The 17,773-nt window shown below is 42.3% G+C and carries 17 protein-coding genes; 16 read left to right on the plus strand and 1 reads right to left on the minus strand.

Features of this window, described 5'->3' with window-relative positions:
- Nucleotides 1-51: 51 nt before the first annotated feature.
- The 9 genes from lepA to mtaB all read left to right on the plus strand — a co-directional run bounded on the left by lepA (nucleotide 52) and on the right by mtaB (nucleotide 11,150).
- Nucleotides 52-1,890, plus strand: coding sequence for a translation elongation factor 4 (gene lepA / locus GPA07_RS08085; protein ID WP_008356225.1), 1,839 nt, complete (start codon nucleotides 52-54; stop codon nucleotides 1,888-1,890).
- A gap of 114 nt (nucleotides 1,891-2,004) precedes the next feature.
- Nucleotides 2,005-3,144, plus strand: a complete 1,140-nt coding sequence (gene hemW, locus GPA07_RS08090; protein WP_008356227.1) for a radical SAM family heme chaperone HemW — start codon at nucleotides 2,005-2,007, stop codon at nucleotides 3,142-3,144.
- A gap of 81 nt (nucleotides 3,145-3,225) precedes the next feature.
- Nucleotides 3,226-4,257 (plus strand): heat-inducible transcriptional repressor HrcA, encoded by a 1,032-nt coding sequence (hrcA, locus tag GPA07_RS08095; RefSeq protein WP_008356229.1) that lies wholly within the window; start codon nucleotides 3,226-3,228, stop codon nucleotides 4,255-4,257.
- A gap of 63 nt (nucleotides 4,258-4,320) precedes the next feature.
- On the plus strand, nucleotides 4,321-4,878 hold the full coding sequence (grpE, locus tag GPA07_RS08100) for a nucleotide exchange factor GrpE (protein ID WP_008356231.1): 558 nt from the start codon (nucleotides 4,321-4,323) through the stop codon (nucleotides 4,876-4,878).
- Between the two features lie 24 nt (nucleotides 4,879-4,902).
- Nucleotides 4,903-6,741 (plus strand): molecular chaperone DnaK, encoded by a 1,839-nt coding sequence (dnaK, locus tag GPA07_RS08105; RefSeq protein WP_071168906.1) that lies wholly within the window; start codon nucleotides 4,903-4,905, stop codon nucleotides 6,739-6,741.
- Nucleotides 6,742-6,906: 165 nt separating this feature from the next.
- On the plus strand, nucleotides 6,907-8,040 hold the full coding sequence (gene dnaJ, locus GPA07_RS08110) for a molecular chaperone DnaJ (RefSeq protein WP_071168907.1): 1,134 nt from the start codon (nucleotides 6,907-6,909) through the stop codon (nucleotides 8,038-8,040).
- A 22-nt stretch (nucleotides 8,041-8,062) separates the two neighbouring features.
- Nucleotides 8,063-8,998 carry a 50S ribosomal protein L11 methyltransferase gene (prmA, locus tag GPA07_RS08115; protein ID WP_071168908.1) on the plus strand — a complete coding sequence of 312 codons (936 nt, stop codon included), beginning with the start codon at nucleotides 8,063-8,065 and terminating at the stop codon, nucleotides 8,996-8,998.
- Nucleotides 8,999-9,021: 23 nt separating this feature from the next.
- Complete coding sequence (locus GPA07_RS08120) at nucleotides 9,022-9,792, plus strand: 16S rRNA (uracil(1498)-N(3))-methyltransferase (RefSeq protein WP_008356238.1); 771 nt, start codon at nucleotides 9,022-9,024, stop codon at nucleotides 9,790-9,792.
- Nucleotides 9,792-11,150: a tRNA (N(6)-L-threonylcarbamoyladenosine(37)-C(2))-methylthiotransferase MtaB gene (mtaB, locus tag GPA07_RS08125; RefSeq protein WP_008356240.1), complete on the plus strand. Its 1,359-nt coding sequence runs from the start codon at nucleotides 9,792-9,794 to the stop codon at nucleotides 11,148-11,150. Before GPA07_RS08120 ends, mtaB begins: the two co-directional genes overlap by 1 nt.
- Before the next feature lie 42 nt (nucleotides 11,151-11,192).
- Here the strand turns inward: mtaB and GPA07_RS08130 are convergent, their stop codons facing one another.
- Nucleotides 11,193-12,122, minus strand: coding sequence for a Na/Pi symporter (locus GPA07_RS08130; RefSeq protein ID WP_157292318.1), 930 nt, complete (start codon nucleotides 12,120-12,122; stop codon nucleotides 11,193-11,195).
- Nucleotides 12,123-12,303: 181 nt separating this feature from the next.
- On the opposite strand from GPA07_RS08130, the gene rpsU reads away from it, so the two are divergent.
- The 7 genes from rpsU (at nucleotide 12,304) to yqfD (ending at nucleotide 17,773) form a co-directional block, all read left to right on the plus strand.
- Nucleotides 12,304-12,477: a 30S ribosomal protein S21 gene (rpsU, locus tag GPA07_RS08135; protein ID WP_003152957.1), complete on the plus strand. Its 174-nt coding sequence runs from the start codon at nucleotides 12,304-12,306 to the stop codon at nucleotides 12,475-12,477.
- A 14-nt stretch (nucleotides 12,478-12,491) separates the two neighbouring features.
- Nucleotides 12,492-12,941 carry a GatB/YqeY domain-containing protein gene (locus GPA07_RS08140; protein ID WP_008356243.1) on the plus strand — a complete coding sequence of 150 codons (450 nt, stop codon included), beginning with the start codon at nucleotides 12,492-12,494 and terminating at the stop codon, nucleotides 12,939-12,941.
- A gap of 141 nt (nucleotides 12,942-13,082) precedes the next feature.
- Complete coding sequence (locus GPA07_RS08145) at nucleotides 13,083-14,396, plus strand: NfeD family protein (protein WP_157292319.1); 1,314 nt, start codon at nucleotides 13,083-13,085, stop codon at nucleotides 14,394-14,396.
- A gap of 27 nt (nucleotides 14,397-14,423) precedes the next feature.
- The gene (floA, locus tag GPA07_RS08150) at nucleotides 14,424-15,416 is read left to right on the plus strand and encodes a flotillin-like protein FloA (protein ID WP_007501317.1); all 993 of its coding nucleotides are present in this window, start codon (nucleotides 14,424-14,426) and stop codon (nucleotides 15,414-15,416) included.
- Nucleotides 15,417-15,447: 31 nt separating this feature from the next.
- Complete coding sequence (locus GPA07_RS08155; protein WP_071168911.1) at nucleotides 15,448-15,945, plus strand: hypothetical protein; 498 nt, start codon at nucleotides 15,448-15,450, stop codon at nucleotides 15,943-15,945.
- 337 nt (nucleotides 15,946-16,282) lie between these two features.
- Nucleotides 16,283-16,564 carry a sporulation protein YqfC gene (gene yqfC, locus GPA07_RS08160; RefSeq protein WP_008356251.1) on the plus strand — a complete coding sequence of 94 codons (282 nt, stop codon included), beginning with the start codon at nucleotides 16,283-16,285 and terminating at the stop codon, nucleotides 16,562-16,564.
- Nucleotides 16,565-16,582: 18 nt separating this feature from the next.
- Nucleotides 16,583-17,773, plus strand: a complete 1,191-nt coding sequence (gene yqfD, locus GPA07_RS08165; protein WP_157292320.1) for a sporulation protein YqfD — start codon at nucleotides 16,583-16,585, stop codon at nucleotides 17,771-17,773.

Raw genomic sequence — 17,773 nt, forward strand, 5'->3', positions numbered from 1 at the left:
GATATAATCTAACCTAGCGCAACCCGCGTTTTATAGTAGGAGTGATAGATTGTGACAGATAAAGAAAAACGATTAGAACGGCAATCAAGAATTCGGAATTTCTCCATTATCGCCCATATTGACCATGGCAAATCCACATTGGCGGACCGTATTTTGGAAAAAACAGCGGCGATTACTCAACGAGAAATGAAAGAACAATTACTTGATTCCATGGACTTAGAGCGTGAACGCGGCATTACGATTAAATTAAACTCTGTCCAGCTGAAATATCAGGCCAAGGATGGAGAAGAATATATTATGCACCTGATTGATACACCAGGGCATGTCGACTTCACCTATGAAGTATCCCGAAGCCTGGCTGCTTGTGAAGGGGCAATTCTTGTTGTGGATGCAGCACAAGGCATCGAAGCACAAACACTTGCGAACGTTTATTTAGCTCTTGATAACAACTTAGAAATTCTACCGATTATCAATAAAATTGATCTGCCGAGTGCAGAGCCTGAGCGTGTAAGACAAGAAATTGAAGATGTCATCGGCTTGGATGCATCTGAAGCAGTTCTGGCCTCTGCTAAGGCGGGGATTGGGATCGAGGATATTTTAGAACAAATCGTCGAAAAGGTGCCCGCACCAACTGGAGACCCAGAAGCACCGCTTCAAGCCCTTATTTTTGATTCCCTCTACGATGCGTATCGCGGCGTCATTGCTTACATACGAATTGTCGAAGGGACGGTAAAACCCGGCCAGAAAATCAAGATGATGGCGACAGGCAAAGAATTTGAAGTGCTTGAGGTCGGCGTATTCACACCAAAAGCAATGCCAACAGACGAACTGACTGTTGGAGATGTTGGCTATTTGACAGCTGCCATTAAAAATGTCGGTGATACACGTGTAGGGGATACGATTACAAGTGCAGAAAACCCTGCAAAAGAAGCACTGCCTGGATACAGAAAGCTAAACCCAATGGTATACTGCGGACTTTATCCAATTGACACAGCGAAATACAATGACTTGCGTGAAGCGTTAGAAAAGCTTGAATTAAATGATTCTTCCCTTCAATATGAGGCAGAGACATCCCAAGCACTTGGCTTCGGTTTCCGCTGCGGTTTCCTCGGTATGCTTCATATGGAAATCATCCAAGAACGGATTGAGCGTGAATTTAAAATTGACCTCATTACGACGGCGCCAAGTGTTATTTACGATGTGTATATGACAGATGGAGAAAAAATCGTCGTAGATAACCCGTCTAATTTGCCTGATCCGCAAAAGATTGAGCGAATTGAAGAACCGTACGTGAAAGCGACGATGATGGTGCCGAATGATTATGTAGGTTCTGTTATGGAGCTTTGCCAAGGAAAGCGCGGTCATTTCATTGATATGCAATATCTTGATGCGAACCGCGTCAGCATTGTTTATGAAATTCCTTTGGCTGAGATCGTATACGAATTCTTTGATCAGCTAAAGTCTAATACAAAAGGGTATGCGTCCTTTGATTACGAGCTAATTGGCTATCGCCCATCCACTCTCGTGAAAATGGACATCATGCTCAATGGTGAAAAGATCGATGCGCTTTCCTTTATTGTTCACCGTGATTACGCGTATGAACGAGGAAAGATCATTGTAGAAAAGCTAAAAGAACTGATTCCGCGCCAGCACTTTGAAGTACCTGTTCAGGCAGCGATTGGTCAAAAAATTGTTGCTCGATCCACTATTAAAGCAATGCGTAAAAACGTACTTGCGAAGTGTTATGGTGGAGATATTTCCCGGAAAAGAAAGCTTCTTGAGAAGCAAAAAGAAGGGAAAAAGCGCATGAAGCAAGTGGGCTCTGTAGAAGTCCCGCAAGAAGCATTTATGGCCGTGCTGAAAATGGACGACAGCACACCAAAAAAATAACCGCCTCAAGGCAACCTACTTTACAATGTCTGCCTTGACGTTTATAGTCGAAAACAAACAAAGGTGCCGCAGCGATAAACTGCGGCTCTTTACCTGTAAAGAAGGTGTCATCAAATGAAAGCAGCTTACATTCACATTCCATTTTGTGAGCATATTTGTCACTATTGTGATTTCAATAAATTTTTCATTAAAACCCAGCCGGTCGATGAATACTTAGCCGCACTTGAAAAAGAGATGCAGCACACGATCGATCAAAAAGGAGAGCAAGAACTTAAAACGATCTTTATTGGCGGAGGAACTCCGACATCACTGACAATCAGCCAGCTAGATCAGCTTATGGACAGCATTCACCGCGTATTAAAACCGACTAAAAACCTGATCGAATTTGCAGTAGAAGCAAACCCAGACGAACTATCGCTTGAGAAACTGCATGTGCTAAAATCAGCAGGTGTCAATCGGTTGAGCTTTGGTGTACAAACATTTGAAGACGATCTGCTCAAAAAAATCGGACGGGTTCATCAAAAGAAAGATGTCCTCACGTCTTTCGAACGAGCAAGAGCGGTTGGATTTGACAACATTAGTCTCGACCTCATGTTCGGTTTGCCTCATCAAGAAAAACATCATGTCATGAATTCACTTGAGACGGCTTTTTCATTAGGTGCAGAGCACTATTCTGTCTATTCACTGATTGTCGAGCCGAAGACGGTTTTTTACAATCTGATGCAAAAAGGGAAACTGCATTTACCTCCGCAAGAACGTGAGGCTGAAATGTACGAGCTGGTCATGGATGAAATGGAGCGTCACGGGCTCAAACAATATGAAATTAGCAATTACGCCAAACCGGGCTTTGAAAGTCAGCATAACCTCACCTATTGGAGCAATGATGATTACTTCGGTTTTGGTGCAGGAGCGCACGGCTATGTAGATGGCGTCCGTAATGTGAACGCTGGACCAGTGAAACATTATTTGGAACTGATTGAACAAACAGGCTTCCCATATAAAGAAACACATCAAGTCACAAAAGCAGAACAGATCGAAGAAGAAATGTTTTTAGGCTTACGGAAAATTGAAGGCGTGAAAAGCGCTCATTTCCAAGCAAAATATGGAGACACTCCAGAAACGCTCTTTTCCTCTGTTCTTGAAGAATTAGCAGAAAAAGGGCTCATTGAACAGGATGAAATGGGCATTCGTTTAACAAGAAAAGGAAAATTATTAGGAAATGAAGTTTTTCAAGCGTTTCTCGGTGAGTTATAATTGACATTTTAATTTGAGTTTGGTAATTTTGTTTATACAATTAGCACTCGTTGAAAGAGAGTGCTAACAGGGGTGATGATGATGTTAACAAATCGTCAGCTTTTGATTCTGCAAGTCATCATTAATGACTTTATTCGTTCGGCGCAGCCAGTTGGATCAAGAACGCTTTCTAAAAAGGAAGACATCACATTCAGCTCTGCGACGATTAGAAACGAAATGGCTGATTTGGAGGAACTTGGTTTTATTGAAAAGACCCATTCTTCATCAGGAAGAATTCCTTCCGAAAAAGGATATCGTTATTATGTAGATCATTTGCTCTCTCCGCGAAAGCTGTCACCTAAAGAGCTTGTGCTCATCCAGTCAGTGTTTCAGGAGAAAATTTTTGAGCTGGAAAAAACAGTTCAAAAATCGGCGGAAATTTTATCAGATCTCACAAACTACACATCGATCGTGCTTGGTCCAAAGCTAAGTGAAAATCGATTAAAGCAAATTCAGCTTGTCCCCGTCCAGCCTAACAAAGCTGTGGCGATTATGATTACAGACAGCGGACATGTTGAAAACAAAACCATTACCTTCTCTGAGCATCTTGACGTCTCAGATATCGAGAAGCTGATGAATATTTTAAACAGCCGCCTAGCAGGGGTTCCGATGGATCAGCTGAAGGACAGGATGTATAAAGAAGTGGTGATGCTGCTTCGTACGCATTTAAAAAACTATGATCATATTTTAGATGCACTTGAAAGCACATTTACTTCAACGCAAAATGAATCAAAACTATTCTTTGGCGGGAAGATTAATATGTTGAATCAGCCAGAATTTCATGACATTGACCGCATTCGTTCACTCATGATGCTGATTGAACAGAAGAATGATGTCATGCAGCTGTTTCATCCAAATGAGCAAGGAATCACCATTAAAATCGGTTCAGAAAACAATTTGGAAGCAATGGAGAATTGCAGTTTAATCACGGCAACTTATTCAATCGATCAAAAACCACTTGGCTCCATTGCTGTCATCGGTCCTACCCGCATGGATTATGGCCGGGTCGTCAGTCTTTTGCATCATGTATCAAAAGACTTGTCAAACGCACTTTCCAATTTGTATGATGATTAGGGTGATAAAAGGCGGGGGCGCAGCCCCTTCGTATTCTTGAATCTTTTGAGGGAGGTGAACACAATGTCAGAAGAAAAACAGACACCTGAGCAAGAAGCAGAAGTTGAAGCACAAGAAGAAGCAGTTCAAGCAGATACTGAGGAAGTAAAGCATGATGAACAGTCTGCCTTCCAAGAGAAAATTGATGAATTGCAGCAGCTTCTAGATGAAAAAGAAAACAAAATTCTGCGTGTTCAAGCAGATTTCGAAAACTATAAACGCCGTACTCGAACTGAAATGGAGACCGTGCAAAAATATCGATCTCAACATGTTGTCAGTGATCTTCTCCCGGCTCTTGACAACTTTGAAAGAGCGCTTGGAATTGATCCAGACAATGAGCAAACGAAAAGTTTGTTAGAAGGGATGAAAATGGTTTACCGCCAGCTGGTAGAAGCGCTGAAAAACGAAGGCGTTGAACCAATTGAAGCTGTCGGCAAAGAGTTCGATCCAAACCTTCATCAAGCCGTCATGCAAGTTGAAGATGAAAACTACGATTCAAATATCGTTGTAGAAGAATTGCAAAAGGGCTATAAACTCAAAGACCGAGTCATTCGTCCATCAATGGTAAAAGTAAATCAATAACTACATAATGGGAGGTCATTGAATATGAGTAAAATCATTGGGATTGACTTAGGAACAACAAACTCATGTGTTGCAGTACTTGAAGGCGGCGAGCCAAAAGTGATAGCAAACGCTGAAGGAGCACGTACAACACCATCTGTTGTCGCTTTTAAAAATGGAGAGCGCCAAGTAGGTGAAGTAGCAAAACGTCAATCAATTACAAACCCGAACACGATCATGTCTATTAAAAGACATATGGGTACAGATTATAAAGTAGAAGTTGAAGGCAAGAAATATACACCGCAGGAAATCTCTGCCATCATTCTTCAACACCTTAAATCTTACGCTGAAGCCTATCTTGGCGAAGAAGTAACAAAAGCTGTTATCACAGTTCCTGCTTACTTCAACGATGCAGAACGCCAAGCAACAAAAGATGCTGGTAAAATTGCGGGTCTTGAAGTAGAACGTATCATCAACGAACCAACAGCAGCTGCACTTGCTTATGGATTAGATAAAACAGAAGAAGATCAAACGATTCTTGTATACGACCTTGGCGGCGGTACATTTGACGTGTCAATCCTTGAGCTTGGAGACGGCGTCTTTGAAGTACGCTCAACTGCTGGGGACAACCGTCTAGGTGGAGACGATTTTGACCAAGTCATCATTGATCACCTAGTCGCTGAATTCAAAAAAGAGAATGGCATTGACCTTTCTAAAGATAAAATGGCGCTTCAGCGTCTAAAAGATGCTGCTGAAAAAGCGAAAAAAGATCTTTCAGGTGTATCATCTACACAAATTTCACTGCCATTTATCACAGCAGGAGAAGCAGGGCCTCTTCACCTTGAATTAACGTTAACTCGTGCTAAATTCGAAGAGCTTTCTTCTGAACTAGTTGAACGCACAATGACACCTGTACGTCAAGCACTTAAAGATGCTGGTCTGTCTGCTAGCGAGATTGATAAAGTCATCCTTGTTGGTGGATCAACTCGTATCCCGGCAGTACAAGAAGCGATCAAAAAAGAAACAGGCAAAGAGCCTCATAAAGGCGTAAACCCTGATGAAGTGGTTGCACTTGGTGCGGCAATTCAAGGTGGAGTCATCACAGGAGATGTCAAAGACGTTGTCCTTCTTGACGTAACACCACTTTCTCTAGGAATTGAAACAATGGGCGGCGTCTTCACGAAGCTGATTGAACGGAATACAACCATTCCAACAAGTAAATCTCAGGTGTTCTCAACTGCTGCTGACAACCAAACAGCTGTAGACATTCACGTCCTGCAAGGTGAGCGTCCAATGGCAGCTGATAACAAAACATTAGGTCGTTTCCAATTGACTGATATTCCGCCAGCACCACGCGGCGTACCACAAATCGAAGTATCATTTGATATCGACAAAAACGGTATCGTAAACGTACGTGCAAAAGATATGGGTACTGGAAAAGAACAAAACATTACCATCAAATCTTCTTCAGGTCTTTCTGATGAAGAGATCGAAAAAATGATCAAAGAAGCAGAAGAAAATGCTGAAGCAGATGCAAAGAAAAAAGAAGAAATCGAAGTGCGCAATGAAGCAGATCAATTAGTGTTTACGACAGAAAAAACATTAAAAGATCTTGAAGGCAAAATCGATGAAGAGCAAGTCAAAAAAGCAAATGATGCAAAAGATGCGCTGAAAGCTGCGATTGAAAAAGGCGAGCTAGAAGACATCAAAGCGAAGAAAGATGAGCTGCAAACAATCGTTCAAGAATTAACGACAAAGCTCTATGAAGAAGCTGCAAAACAAGCACAAGCTCAGCAAGAAGGCGCTGAAGGTGCTCAAAAAGCAGATGACAATGTAGTGGATGCAGAATACGAAGAAGTAAACGACGATCAAGAGAAAAAATAATCACCTTTACTTTTGAATAAGACTGCTGAAACGTACTCGTCAGAAAGTCAAAGTCAGGATCTCTTGGCTTTGACTTTTTTCTTTTCAACGATGAAAATGAATTGAAAAAGGTCAAATCAAAATGATACAATCGTATTTATGTGAGAAAATCGGGAGTGTGAAGAGATGAGTAAGCGTGATTACTATGAAGTGCTTGGCGTGAGTAAGAGCGCCTCAAAGGACGAAATCAAAAAGGCATACCGCAAGCTTTCAAAAAAGTATCACCCTGATATTAATAAAGAAGCTGGCTCAGATGAGAAATTCAAAGAAGTAAAAGAAGCCTATGAAACCCTTTCTGACGACCAAAAACGTGCGCAATATGACCAGTTCGGTCATACCGATCCAAACCAAGGCTTTGGAGGTGGCGGCTTTGGCGGCGGTGGAGACTTTGGCGGCTTCGGTGGTTTTGATGATATCTTCTCTAGTATTTTTGGCGGCGGAGCCAGAAGAAGAGATCCGAATGCACCGCGTCAAGGAGCGGATCTTCAATATACAATGACCCTTTCATTTGAAGAAGCGGCATTTGGAAAAGAAGCAACGATCGAAATTCCTCGTGAAGAAACGTGTGAAACCTGTCATGGATCAGGTGCAAAACCTGGAACAGAGGCGAAGACATGCTCACATTGCGGCGGATCAGGTCAACTAAATGTTGAGCAATCCACTCCATTTGGTAAAGTAGTCAACCGCAGAGTATGTAACTACTGTAGCGGAACTGGAAAACAAATTGATCATAAGTGTTCAACATGCGGCGGGTCAGGTAAAGTACGTAAGCGTAAGAAGATTAACGTGACAATCCCGGCAGGTGTTGATGATGGTCAGCAGCTTAGAGTATCTGGTCAAGGTGAACCAGGTGTAAATGGAGGACCTCCAGGCGATCTATTTGTTGTGTTCCATGTACGGACGCATGAATTCTTCGAGCGTGATGGAGACGACATCTACTGCGAAATGCCGCTCACCTTTGCGCAGGCCGCACTAGGTGACGAAATTGAAGTGCCGACATTACACGGAAAAGTAAAATTAAAAGTTCCTGCTGGTACTCAAACGGGTACAAAGTTTAGACTAAAAGGAAAAGGTGTAAAAAATGTACGCGGCTATGGTCAAGGTGATCAGCATATTGTTGTACGCGTCGTTACACCGACGAATTTAACTGAAAATCAAAAAGATATCTTGAGAAAATTTGCTGAAGTGAGCGGAAATAAACCGGACGAACAAGAAATGAGCTTCTTCGATAAGGTGAAACGCGCATTTAAAGGCGAGTAAGACGGATAAGGAGTTGGTAGTATTGAAGTGGTCAGAAATTAGCGTCCATACAACAAATGAAGCGGTGGAACCAATCACCAATATTTTGCATGAAGCAGGTGCAAGTGGTGTCGTGATTGAGGACCCGCTTGATTTAGTCAAGGAACGTGAAAATGTATACGGTGAGATCTACCAGCTCGATCCGAATGATTATCCTGACGAAGGAGTCATTGTGAAAGCCTATCTTCCGATGAATAGCTTTTTGATGGAAACGGTAGATGAGATCAAAGAAGCCATCAACAACCTTCTTCTATACGATATCGACCTTGGACGAAACACGCTGTCTACTTGTGAAGTAAACGAGGAAGAATGGGCGACTGCATGGAAGAAATACTATCATCCTGTGAAAATCTCTGAAAAGTTCACCATCGTTCCAACGTGGGAAGAGTATACACCCGTTCATTCTGATGAATTGATTATTGAAATGGACCCTGGTATGGCATTTGGAACAGGTACACATCCGACAACAGTCCTTTGCATTCAGGCGCTGGAACGCTATGTAAAGGAAAACGATACCGTGATTGATGTTGGAACAGGATCGGGCATTTTAAGTGTTGCCGCAGCGATGCTTGGTGCAAAGGACATTTATGCATTTGATCTCGACACCGTTGCAGTGGAAAGTGCAAAGCAAAACATTGCATTAAATGGTGTGAGTGAGCAAGTAACGGTGAAACAAAACAACTTACTTGATGGCATTTCAGGTGAACGTGATGTGATCGTTGCCAACATTCTTGCAGAAGTCATCTTGCGCTTTACAGATCAAGCGTACGACCTATTGAAGAAAGATGGTTACTTCATTACATCAGGCATCATCGGACAAAAGAAATTACAAGTCAAGACGGCTTTAGAAGAAGCAGGTTTTGAGATTGTTGAAGTGCTGTCCATGGAAGATTGGGTCAGCATCATTGCGAAAAAATAAAGCGAGTAGGTGTCAGGACACGTATGCAACGATATTTTATCGACCTCACGAAAGAAGAAGTGATGACAAAGGGAGCCATCGTCATAAAAGGTGAAGATGTACATCACCTTGCGAACGTCATGCGGATGAAAGCAGGAGAGGATATCCTTTGTTTAACGACAGACGGCTTTGAAGCGCTCAGTAAAATTGATACAATAACAAAGGAAGAAGTCATTTGTCACCTTGAAGACTGGACGAATCAGAATAGAGAACTTCCGGTCAGGGTGACGATTGCAAGTGGTCTCCCGAAAGGAGATAAGCTTGAGCTGATTATCCAAAAAGGTACAGAGCTTGGTGCAAGTGCTTTTATTCCATTCCAAGCAGCGCGTTCGATTACAAAGCTTGATCAAAAAAAGTCGCGTAAAAAACGAGAGCGCTGGGAGAAAATTGCGAAAGAAGCAGCCGAGCAGTCCTACCGAAATCTCATTCCTCATGTTCACCCAGTATCAACGTTTAAAGAGCTGATTCAACTGGCGGGTGAATTCGATAAATGTGTCGTTGCATACGAAGAATCATCGAAAGAAGGAGAGCAAAGCCGATTTCAATCTGTGCTCCAACAGATGAAAGGCGGACAAACCTTATTAGTGGTTTTTGGTCCAGAAGGCGGTTTAGCAGAAAAGGAGATTGAAGAACTTGAAGCGATTGGTGCAGTCATTTGCGGGCTCGGACCACGCATTTTAAGAACAGAAACAGCTCCTTTATATGCGCTTTCTGCTATATCTTATCAAACAGAGTTATTAAGAGGTGAATCATGATGGGAACAGTAGCGTTCCATACACTTGGCTGTAAGGTCAATCACTATGAAACAGAAGCCATCTGGCAGCTGTTTAAAGAAGCTGGCTATGAAAGAAAAGATTATGAATCAAAGGCAGACGTATATGTCATTAATACATGTACCGTCACGAATACAGGCGATAAGAAAAGCCGCCAAGTCATTAGAAGAGCCATCCGTCATAACCCAGATGGTGTCATTTGTGTCACAGGCTGTTATGCGCAAACATCTCCAGCAGAAATCATGGCGATTCCTGGTGTTGATATTGTGGTTGGAACACAAGACAGACATAAATTATTAGGGTATATTGAAGAATACCGTAGAGAAAGACAGCCGATTAATGGGGTTGGTAATATTATGAAAGCACGAGTGTTTGAAGAACTAGATGTTCCTGCCTTTACGGACAGAACGCGTGCTTCATTAAAAATCCAAGAAGGCTGCAACAATTTCTGTACATTCTGCATCATCCCTTGGGCGCGCGGACTTCTTCGTTCTCGTGATCCTGAAGAAGTCATCAATCAAGCGCAGCAGCTTGTAGATGCCGGCTATAAAGAAATTGTGTTAACTGGCATTCATACTGGCGGATACGGAGAAGATCTAAAGGATTATAACTTTGCTAAGCTTCTAAAAGAATTAGACGAACGTGTCGCCGGTTTAAAACGAATCCGTATTTCATCCATTGAAGCAAGTCAAATTACAGACGAAGTGATTGAAGTGCTAGATCAGTCAGATAAAATTGTCAGACACCTGCACATTCCACTTCAATCTGGCTCTAATACGGTCCTGAAAAGAATGCGCCGTAAATACACGATGGAATTCTTTGCAGAGCGTTTAACCAAGCTCAAAAAAGCACTGCCAGGTCTTGCTGTCACTTCAGATGTGATCGTTGGATTCCCTGGAGAAACAGAAGAAGAATTTATGGAAACATACAATTTTGTCAAAGACCATCAATTCTCTGAACTTCACGTGTTCCCTTACAGCAAACGTACAGGTACGCCAGCTGCAAGAATGGAAGATCAAGTGGATGAAAATGTGAAAAACGAACGCGTTCACCGCTTAATCGCTCTATCTGACCAGCTTGCAAAAGAGTATGCGTCGGCTTATGAAGGAGACGTCTTAGAAATCATTCCAGAAGAATCCTTCAAAGAACAAGACGGAAAGCACAATCTTTATGTAGGTTATACTGATAACTACATGAAGGTCGTATTTGAAGGCACAGAGGATATGATCGGCCGTTTGGTGAAAGTGAAAATTACGAAAGCGGGCTATCCTTATAACGAAGGACAATTCGTCCGCATCAGTGATGACGTGCAGACAGATCAAGTCAGAATGACCTCATAATAGATGAAAAACCGGCAGCCGTTAGGCAAGCCGGTTTCTTTTTTATGTTGACCGGGCAGGCAAAAGGAACAAAATCAGGGCGTGAAAAGGACGGATGAACGGGAAGAAAAGGAGAGAACTTGCGACATTAAACAGCAGACTAAAGTGTGCAATCTGCTGTGATGGAGAGCTCGCCAGAAGGGCAACGAACTCTGTGATAAGGGCGAGAAACGGGAGACATAATAGAACCCCAAGCACATTAAACACGACGTGGGCATAGGCAGTTTGGCGTGCCGCATAGCCGCCAGATATTGCAGCCATCACAGCAGTAATACATGTCCCAATATTCGACCCTAACACAAAGCTGATGCCTTCCTTTAGAGCTACAGTCCCTTCATTCATAAACCCCATCAAAATACCAATGCAAACCGAGCTTGAATGAACAATGGCTGTGAACACCGTACCAGAAAGGAGCGCTGTCCAGTCAGAGTGCTGCATCATTTCAAGAAAACGCAATGTTTCTGGCTGGCTGGTCATCATACCTGCAATTTTTGAAAAGCCTTGAATGCAAAAGAAGATCATTCCAAGGCCAAATAGACTTTTTCCTGCATACTGAAAGGGTCTTCGGCCAAAAATAATACATACAAGACCGGCTGCAATCAAAACCCACATGAACACGTCCATCTTAATGGCAATAAACTCTGTTGTAAACGTTGATCCGATATTGGTTCCAAGAATCATTGGAATGGATTTTTTAAACGTGAGAATGCCTGTACTCACAAAGCCGATGACGATCACCATAAACGCCGAACTGCTTTGAAGAACCCCTGTAAACACAATACTAACCAAAAAAGCTTTCACAGGGTGATCTGTAAAGAGAAGAAGTGATTTCTCAATACGGGACGATGCGAGCGCCATTAACCCTTTTCTTAGCAAACCCATTGACCATAAAAAAATGAAAATAAGTGCACAAAAATAAATGATCGTCATCATAGAAAAGTCCTCCTCTTACGAATGAATATATGGACTTGTCTACCTGCTCATGACGAAAATATATTTCCAAATCACTTAGTTGACCTCACACTAGGCTTATATTATAATGTCTAGGTACATGTTTGCATGTATATCTTTTTTTAATGCAGTCGATTGGTGTATTCGGAGGGAGGGAAAGAGAATGTCAAAAACGGTCGTTAGAAAAAACGAATCGCTTGAAGATGCTCTTCGTCGCTTTAAACGCAGTGTATCCAAAACTGGAACATTGCAAGAAGCAAGAAAGCGTGAATTTTATGAAAAGCCTAGCGTAAAGCGTAAGAAAAAGTCTGAAGCTGCTAGAAAACGTAAATTCTAAAGAGGGTGGATTTTATGAGTCTTCTTGAGCAATTAAATTCTGATATGAAGCTTTTTATGAAAAACCGTGAGAAAGACAAGCTTGTTGTCATTCGTATGGTAAAGGCTTCGCTCCAAAATGAAGCAATTAAGCTTAAGAAAGACAGTTTGACCGGCGATGAGGAACTAACCGTCCTTTCCCGCGAGATTAAGCAACGTAAAGACTCCCTCCATGAATTTTCGAAAGCTAATCGCTTAGATTTAGTAGATAAAGTTCAAAAAGAGATTGACATTTTAGACGTTTATTTACCTGAACAGCTTTCTGAAGAAGAACTACAGGCGGTTGTGAAAGAAACAATTGCTGAAACAGGTGCTTCATCGAAAGCTGATATGGGTAAAGTCATGAGCGCTATTATGCCAAAGGTAAAAGGTAAAGCTGATGGTGCTGTCATTAACAGACTTGTCAGCGAGCAGCTGTCTCAATAAAAAAGTATCCTTCTAACACTAGAAGGGTACTTTTTTTATGCCCTCATCATTCTGTCATATAAAAATGAAACCTATGATACATTTGTAACGTATGTAAAGGAACGGTAAAATGGAAGAAAGAGAGGGGGGATCACCAAATAGATGAAAAAAATAAAAATTTCTATTGCTCTCTTCAGTTGTTTTATAATATGCTTGTTATTAGGGGTTCAATTGACCGCGAAATCAGCAGAACAGAAAGTTCATGTCATCCCAATTGAAGATACAGTAGAAAAAGGACTTTCTAAATTCATTGAACGATCATTTGAGCAAGCAAAGTCGGAGCGGGCGAAACATATTATTCTTGACATCAATACGCCAGGTGGTGCAGTTGATGCGGCTCTTGAGATCGCAGATACCATTCGTGCGTCCGATATCCCAGTGACAGCGTTTATCAATCATAGAGCGCTTTCAGCCGGGGCTTTCCTTGCCCTAAATGCCGATCAAATTTATATGACCCCAAACGGAAAGATGGGGGCTGCTGCGATCATTGATGGAGAAGGCAATGCTGCCGATCAAAAGTCTGAATCTCTATGGCTTGCTGAAATGAGTGATGCTGCTGAGAAGCAGGGGCGTGATCCAAAATATGCTCTTGCGATGGCAGATGTAGATATAGACGCAAAAGAAGCCGGTGCACCTAAAGGAGAATTGCTCACCTTCAATACAGATCGAGCGCTTCAGTTCGGCTATGCAGAAGGTGAAGCGAAAAATCTGGATGACTTGCTTCAGAAGCTGAACTTAGGAGATGCTTCTGTTCAATACGATGAAGTGAGCTTTGCTGAAAAGGTTGCGCGTTTTTTCACGCACCCAATCGTCATTCCCATCCTTTTATCCATCGCAAGCTTAGGGTTAATTGTTGAGCTGTATTCTCCCGGCTTTGGGGTCCCAGGTACGATGGGGATCACGGCGCTTCTTCTATTCTTTTATGGTCATCTTGTGGCAGGTTTTGCAGGATATGAGACGTTGTTCCTGTTTTTAGCTGGGATTGTGCTCATTATTTTGGAATTATTTTTGCCAGGGGGAATCGTAGGTGTCATTGGACTAATCTGTGTCGTTGTCAGCTTGTTTTTAGCAGCTGGGAGCTTTACAGAAATGACGATTTCCATCTTGATTGCCACTGCTGTTTCAATCATAGCAGTTATATTATTGACAAAGGTGTTGGGGAAACGTATGAAATTTTTCAAAAAGTTCATTTTAACCGATTCAACCAATAAAGAAAGTGGTTATGTCTCAAATGAAACAAGAGAAGATCTTGTGGGACAAATCGCAGTGACAGCTACAGCACTTCGTCCATCTGGTACGATTGTACTCGGTGATGAGCGCATTGATGTTGTGTCAGAAGGTGCATTTATCGACAAGGATGAACAAGTAAAAATTATCAAAGCGGAAGGCTCACGCATTGTCGTGAGGAAAGTATAGATATACTGATTTTATAGGAGGAATAAAATGGATCCATCTACTTTACTATTATTTGTGATTATCGCAGCAGGTTTGATCGTTCTATCGATCTTCTTCACCTTTGTACCGGTGATGCTGTGGATTTCTGCCCTAGCGGCTGGCGTAAGAGTAAGCATTTTTACACTTGTAGGAATGAGACTTCGCCGCGTTATACCAAACCGAGTGGTGAACCCGCTGATCAAGGCACATAAAGCAGGTCTTGATGCGACGATTAACCAGTTAGAGAGCCACTATCTTGCAGGTGGTAACGTTGACCGTGTTGTAAATGCTTTGATCGCAGCTCAACGTGCGAATATCGAGTTGAACTTTGCACGCTGTGCAGCAATCGACCTAGCAGGCCGTGATGTTCTTGAAGCGGTACAAATGAGTGTAAACCCTAAGGTCATTGAAACACCATTTATCTCTGGTGTTGCGATGGACGGGATTGAAGTAAAAGCAAAAGCACGTATTACAGTTCGTGCAAACATTGACAGGCTTGTCGGTGGTGCAGGGGAAGAAACCATTATTGCACGTGTAGGTGAAGGGATTGTCTCTACAATCGGTTCATCAGATAATCATAAAAAGGTTCTCGAAAACCCTGATATGATTTCTCAAACTGTTCTTGGTAAAGGACTAGATTCAGGTACTGCATTTGAAATCCTCTCGATTGATATCGCAGATGTGGATATCGGCAAGAACATCGGGGCAATTCTGCAGACAGACCAAGCAGAAGCCGACAAAAACATTGCCCAGGCGAAAGCAGAAGAACGCCGCGCAATGGCTGTTGCACAAGAACAAGAAATGCGTGCGAGAGTTGAAGAAATGCGCGCGAAAGTAGTAGAAGCAGAGGCTGAAGTACCACTTGCAATGGCTGAAGCACTACGTGAAGGCAATATCGGTGTCATGGACTACATGAACATTAAAAATATCGATGCTGATACAGATATGAGAGATTCATTTGGCAAAATGACAAAAGGTCCATCTGATAATGAAAACAAATAAGCATCCTCTCACGCCTTAAGGAGGGAGCCCATTGGACATTCTATTTGAAAATCCGCTACTAATCGCGATTATTATCGGTATCATCTCTGCGGTCTTTGGAAAAATCGGCAAACAAGAGGAGAATGAGGAAAAAAGCAGGCAAAACAAGCCTGCTCCTCAGCGTAAGCCGATGCCCGAAAGACAAGCAGAACAAACAAGTCCAGATCCAGTCGTGACGGACCAGCTAGACGATTTTGGCGATGTACATGATCATGGCGGGATGAAGAAAAAAACATCACAGTCCTTACAAGACCGCTATACGGATACACTTGCCAAAATGGAAGAAAGAAAAAGCGAGCTGAATCGAGAATTCCAATCGCTTGAAAGGCAGCTTAAAAGGCCAAAGGCAGCATCTGCTGAAGTGAAGCCGAAAATCATTGAGAAGCTCAACCAAGATACAGTAGTTCAAGGGATGATCCTTGGTGAAGTATTTGGAGAGCCGCGTGCGAAAAAGCCGCATCGAACGATGAAACGGCCTTATCAAAGATAAAGAAAGAAAAGCCCTTGCTTTCTTTGTCAGGCTCGCGCTCAGGTGCTCGTCCTTCCTAGACTGCAAAGGTTCTCTATCACGCTGAAAAGACGACAAAGGGCTAAAATCAAGTTCATTTTAGCCCTCTGTCAACAGTCTAACCCCCCTTTCACTAAAGGGGGGTTTTTTGTGTCCTGATGGTCATTTTTCACAAGCGATATGATGAACTGGCTGTTTTACGGATTCATTAGCATGATATGAACCGCTGGGGAATAGGATGATATAGAGGCTTTCTCATCAGTCTCACCATCTTTCAGTTTGATCTCATACACATGAGGTGGGAAGGGGTTCTTATTGAATGGGAAAAAGAAAAAATCGACTTAAAGCATGGCTGACAAGAACACTCGAAATCCCTCCGGACGTCATGATGGATCTACCCCGTATTACGATGGTTGGCAGACTTCACATTTACATAGAGAACCATAAAGGGCTTTTACTTTTCAGTGATCAAGAGGTAAGGCTTATGCTCAAGCAAGGTCAATGCATGATTTCAGGAAAAGACTTTGTGATAAAAACGATTTTGCCAGAAGAGATCTTATTGGAAGGGAAAATCGATGAGGTCCGTTATATTGATTCTTAACTGACGGAGGGGAGAAGCGTGAAGAATAAATGGTTTGCCTATTTTATTGGCAGAGTGGAAGTGGAGATGAAAGGAAGCGGCATTGAGCGCCTCATAAATGAGTGCACGAGACAGGGGATCACAATTTTTCAAGTGAGCCGCCGTCAAGACAGCGTGCGCTTATTTATTCGCCTGTCAGATGTACATGCCTTTAGAAAAGTGCGCAGACACCATGAAGTGAAATGTTCATTTCATCAAAAGAAGGGGTTTCCGTTTCTTCTCCTATGGTCGAGAAGAAATATCGGATTTACCCTTGGGATGGTTTTTTTCCTAGTGACGATATTGGCTCTTTCAAATATGGTGTGGAAAATTGAGATTAAAGGTGCGAATCCAGAGACAGAACATCAAATGAGAAAGCACCTAGACGAAATTGGGGTACAAAAAGGACGTTTTCAGTTTCTTATGGGGACACCTGAAAAAATACAAAAATCACTGACGACCAACATTCAAAGTATTACATGGGTCGGGGTTGAATTGAACGGAACGACGTTTCAAATGAAAGTGGTCGAAAAAAATGAGCCGGAAAAGGAGAAATATACGAGTCCTCAGCACATCGTCGCCAAGAAAAAAGCAGTCATCACGAGGATGTATGTAGAAAAAGGCGAGCCGCTTGCCCAGGTCGATGAGCATGTGAAAAAAGGGCAGATGCTCGTCTCTGGTTTGATTGGAAGTGAAGATCAGAAAAAAAAGGTAGGAGCTAAAGCGAAAATCTATGGTGAAACATGGTACCGTTCTGAAGTTTCTGTCCCTCTTCAAACATCTTTTGACGTCTTTACGGGTAAAATGAAGACAAAGCACAAGCTCTCCTTATTCGGAGGTTCCATCCCATTTTGGGGATTCTCCTTTAAAAAAGATGATTTTCAGCAGCCAAAAACAGAAACGGAAGTTCATCCGATTCATTTCTTAAATGTTCAGCTGCCGTTCTCCTATGAAAAGGAAATCACACGTGAAAGTGAAAAAATAAATCGAACATACACAAATAAAGAAGCGGTTCAAGCAGGGATTAAAATGGGTAAAAAAGAATTAGAAGAGAAGCTAGGTCAAACAGGTGAGGTAAAAAGTGAAAAAGTTTTGCACGAGACAACAGGGAATGGTAAAGTTAAGTTAATCATCCTTTACCAAGTAATAGAAGATATTGTTCAACCAACACCTATTGTTCAGGGAGACTAG

This window comes from Bacillus sp. ms-22 (genome assembly GCF_009759805.1).
In the GTDB taxonomy this organism is placed as follows: Bacteria; Bacillota; Bacilli; order Bacillales; family Bacillaceae; genus Bacillus; species Bacillus xiamenensis.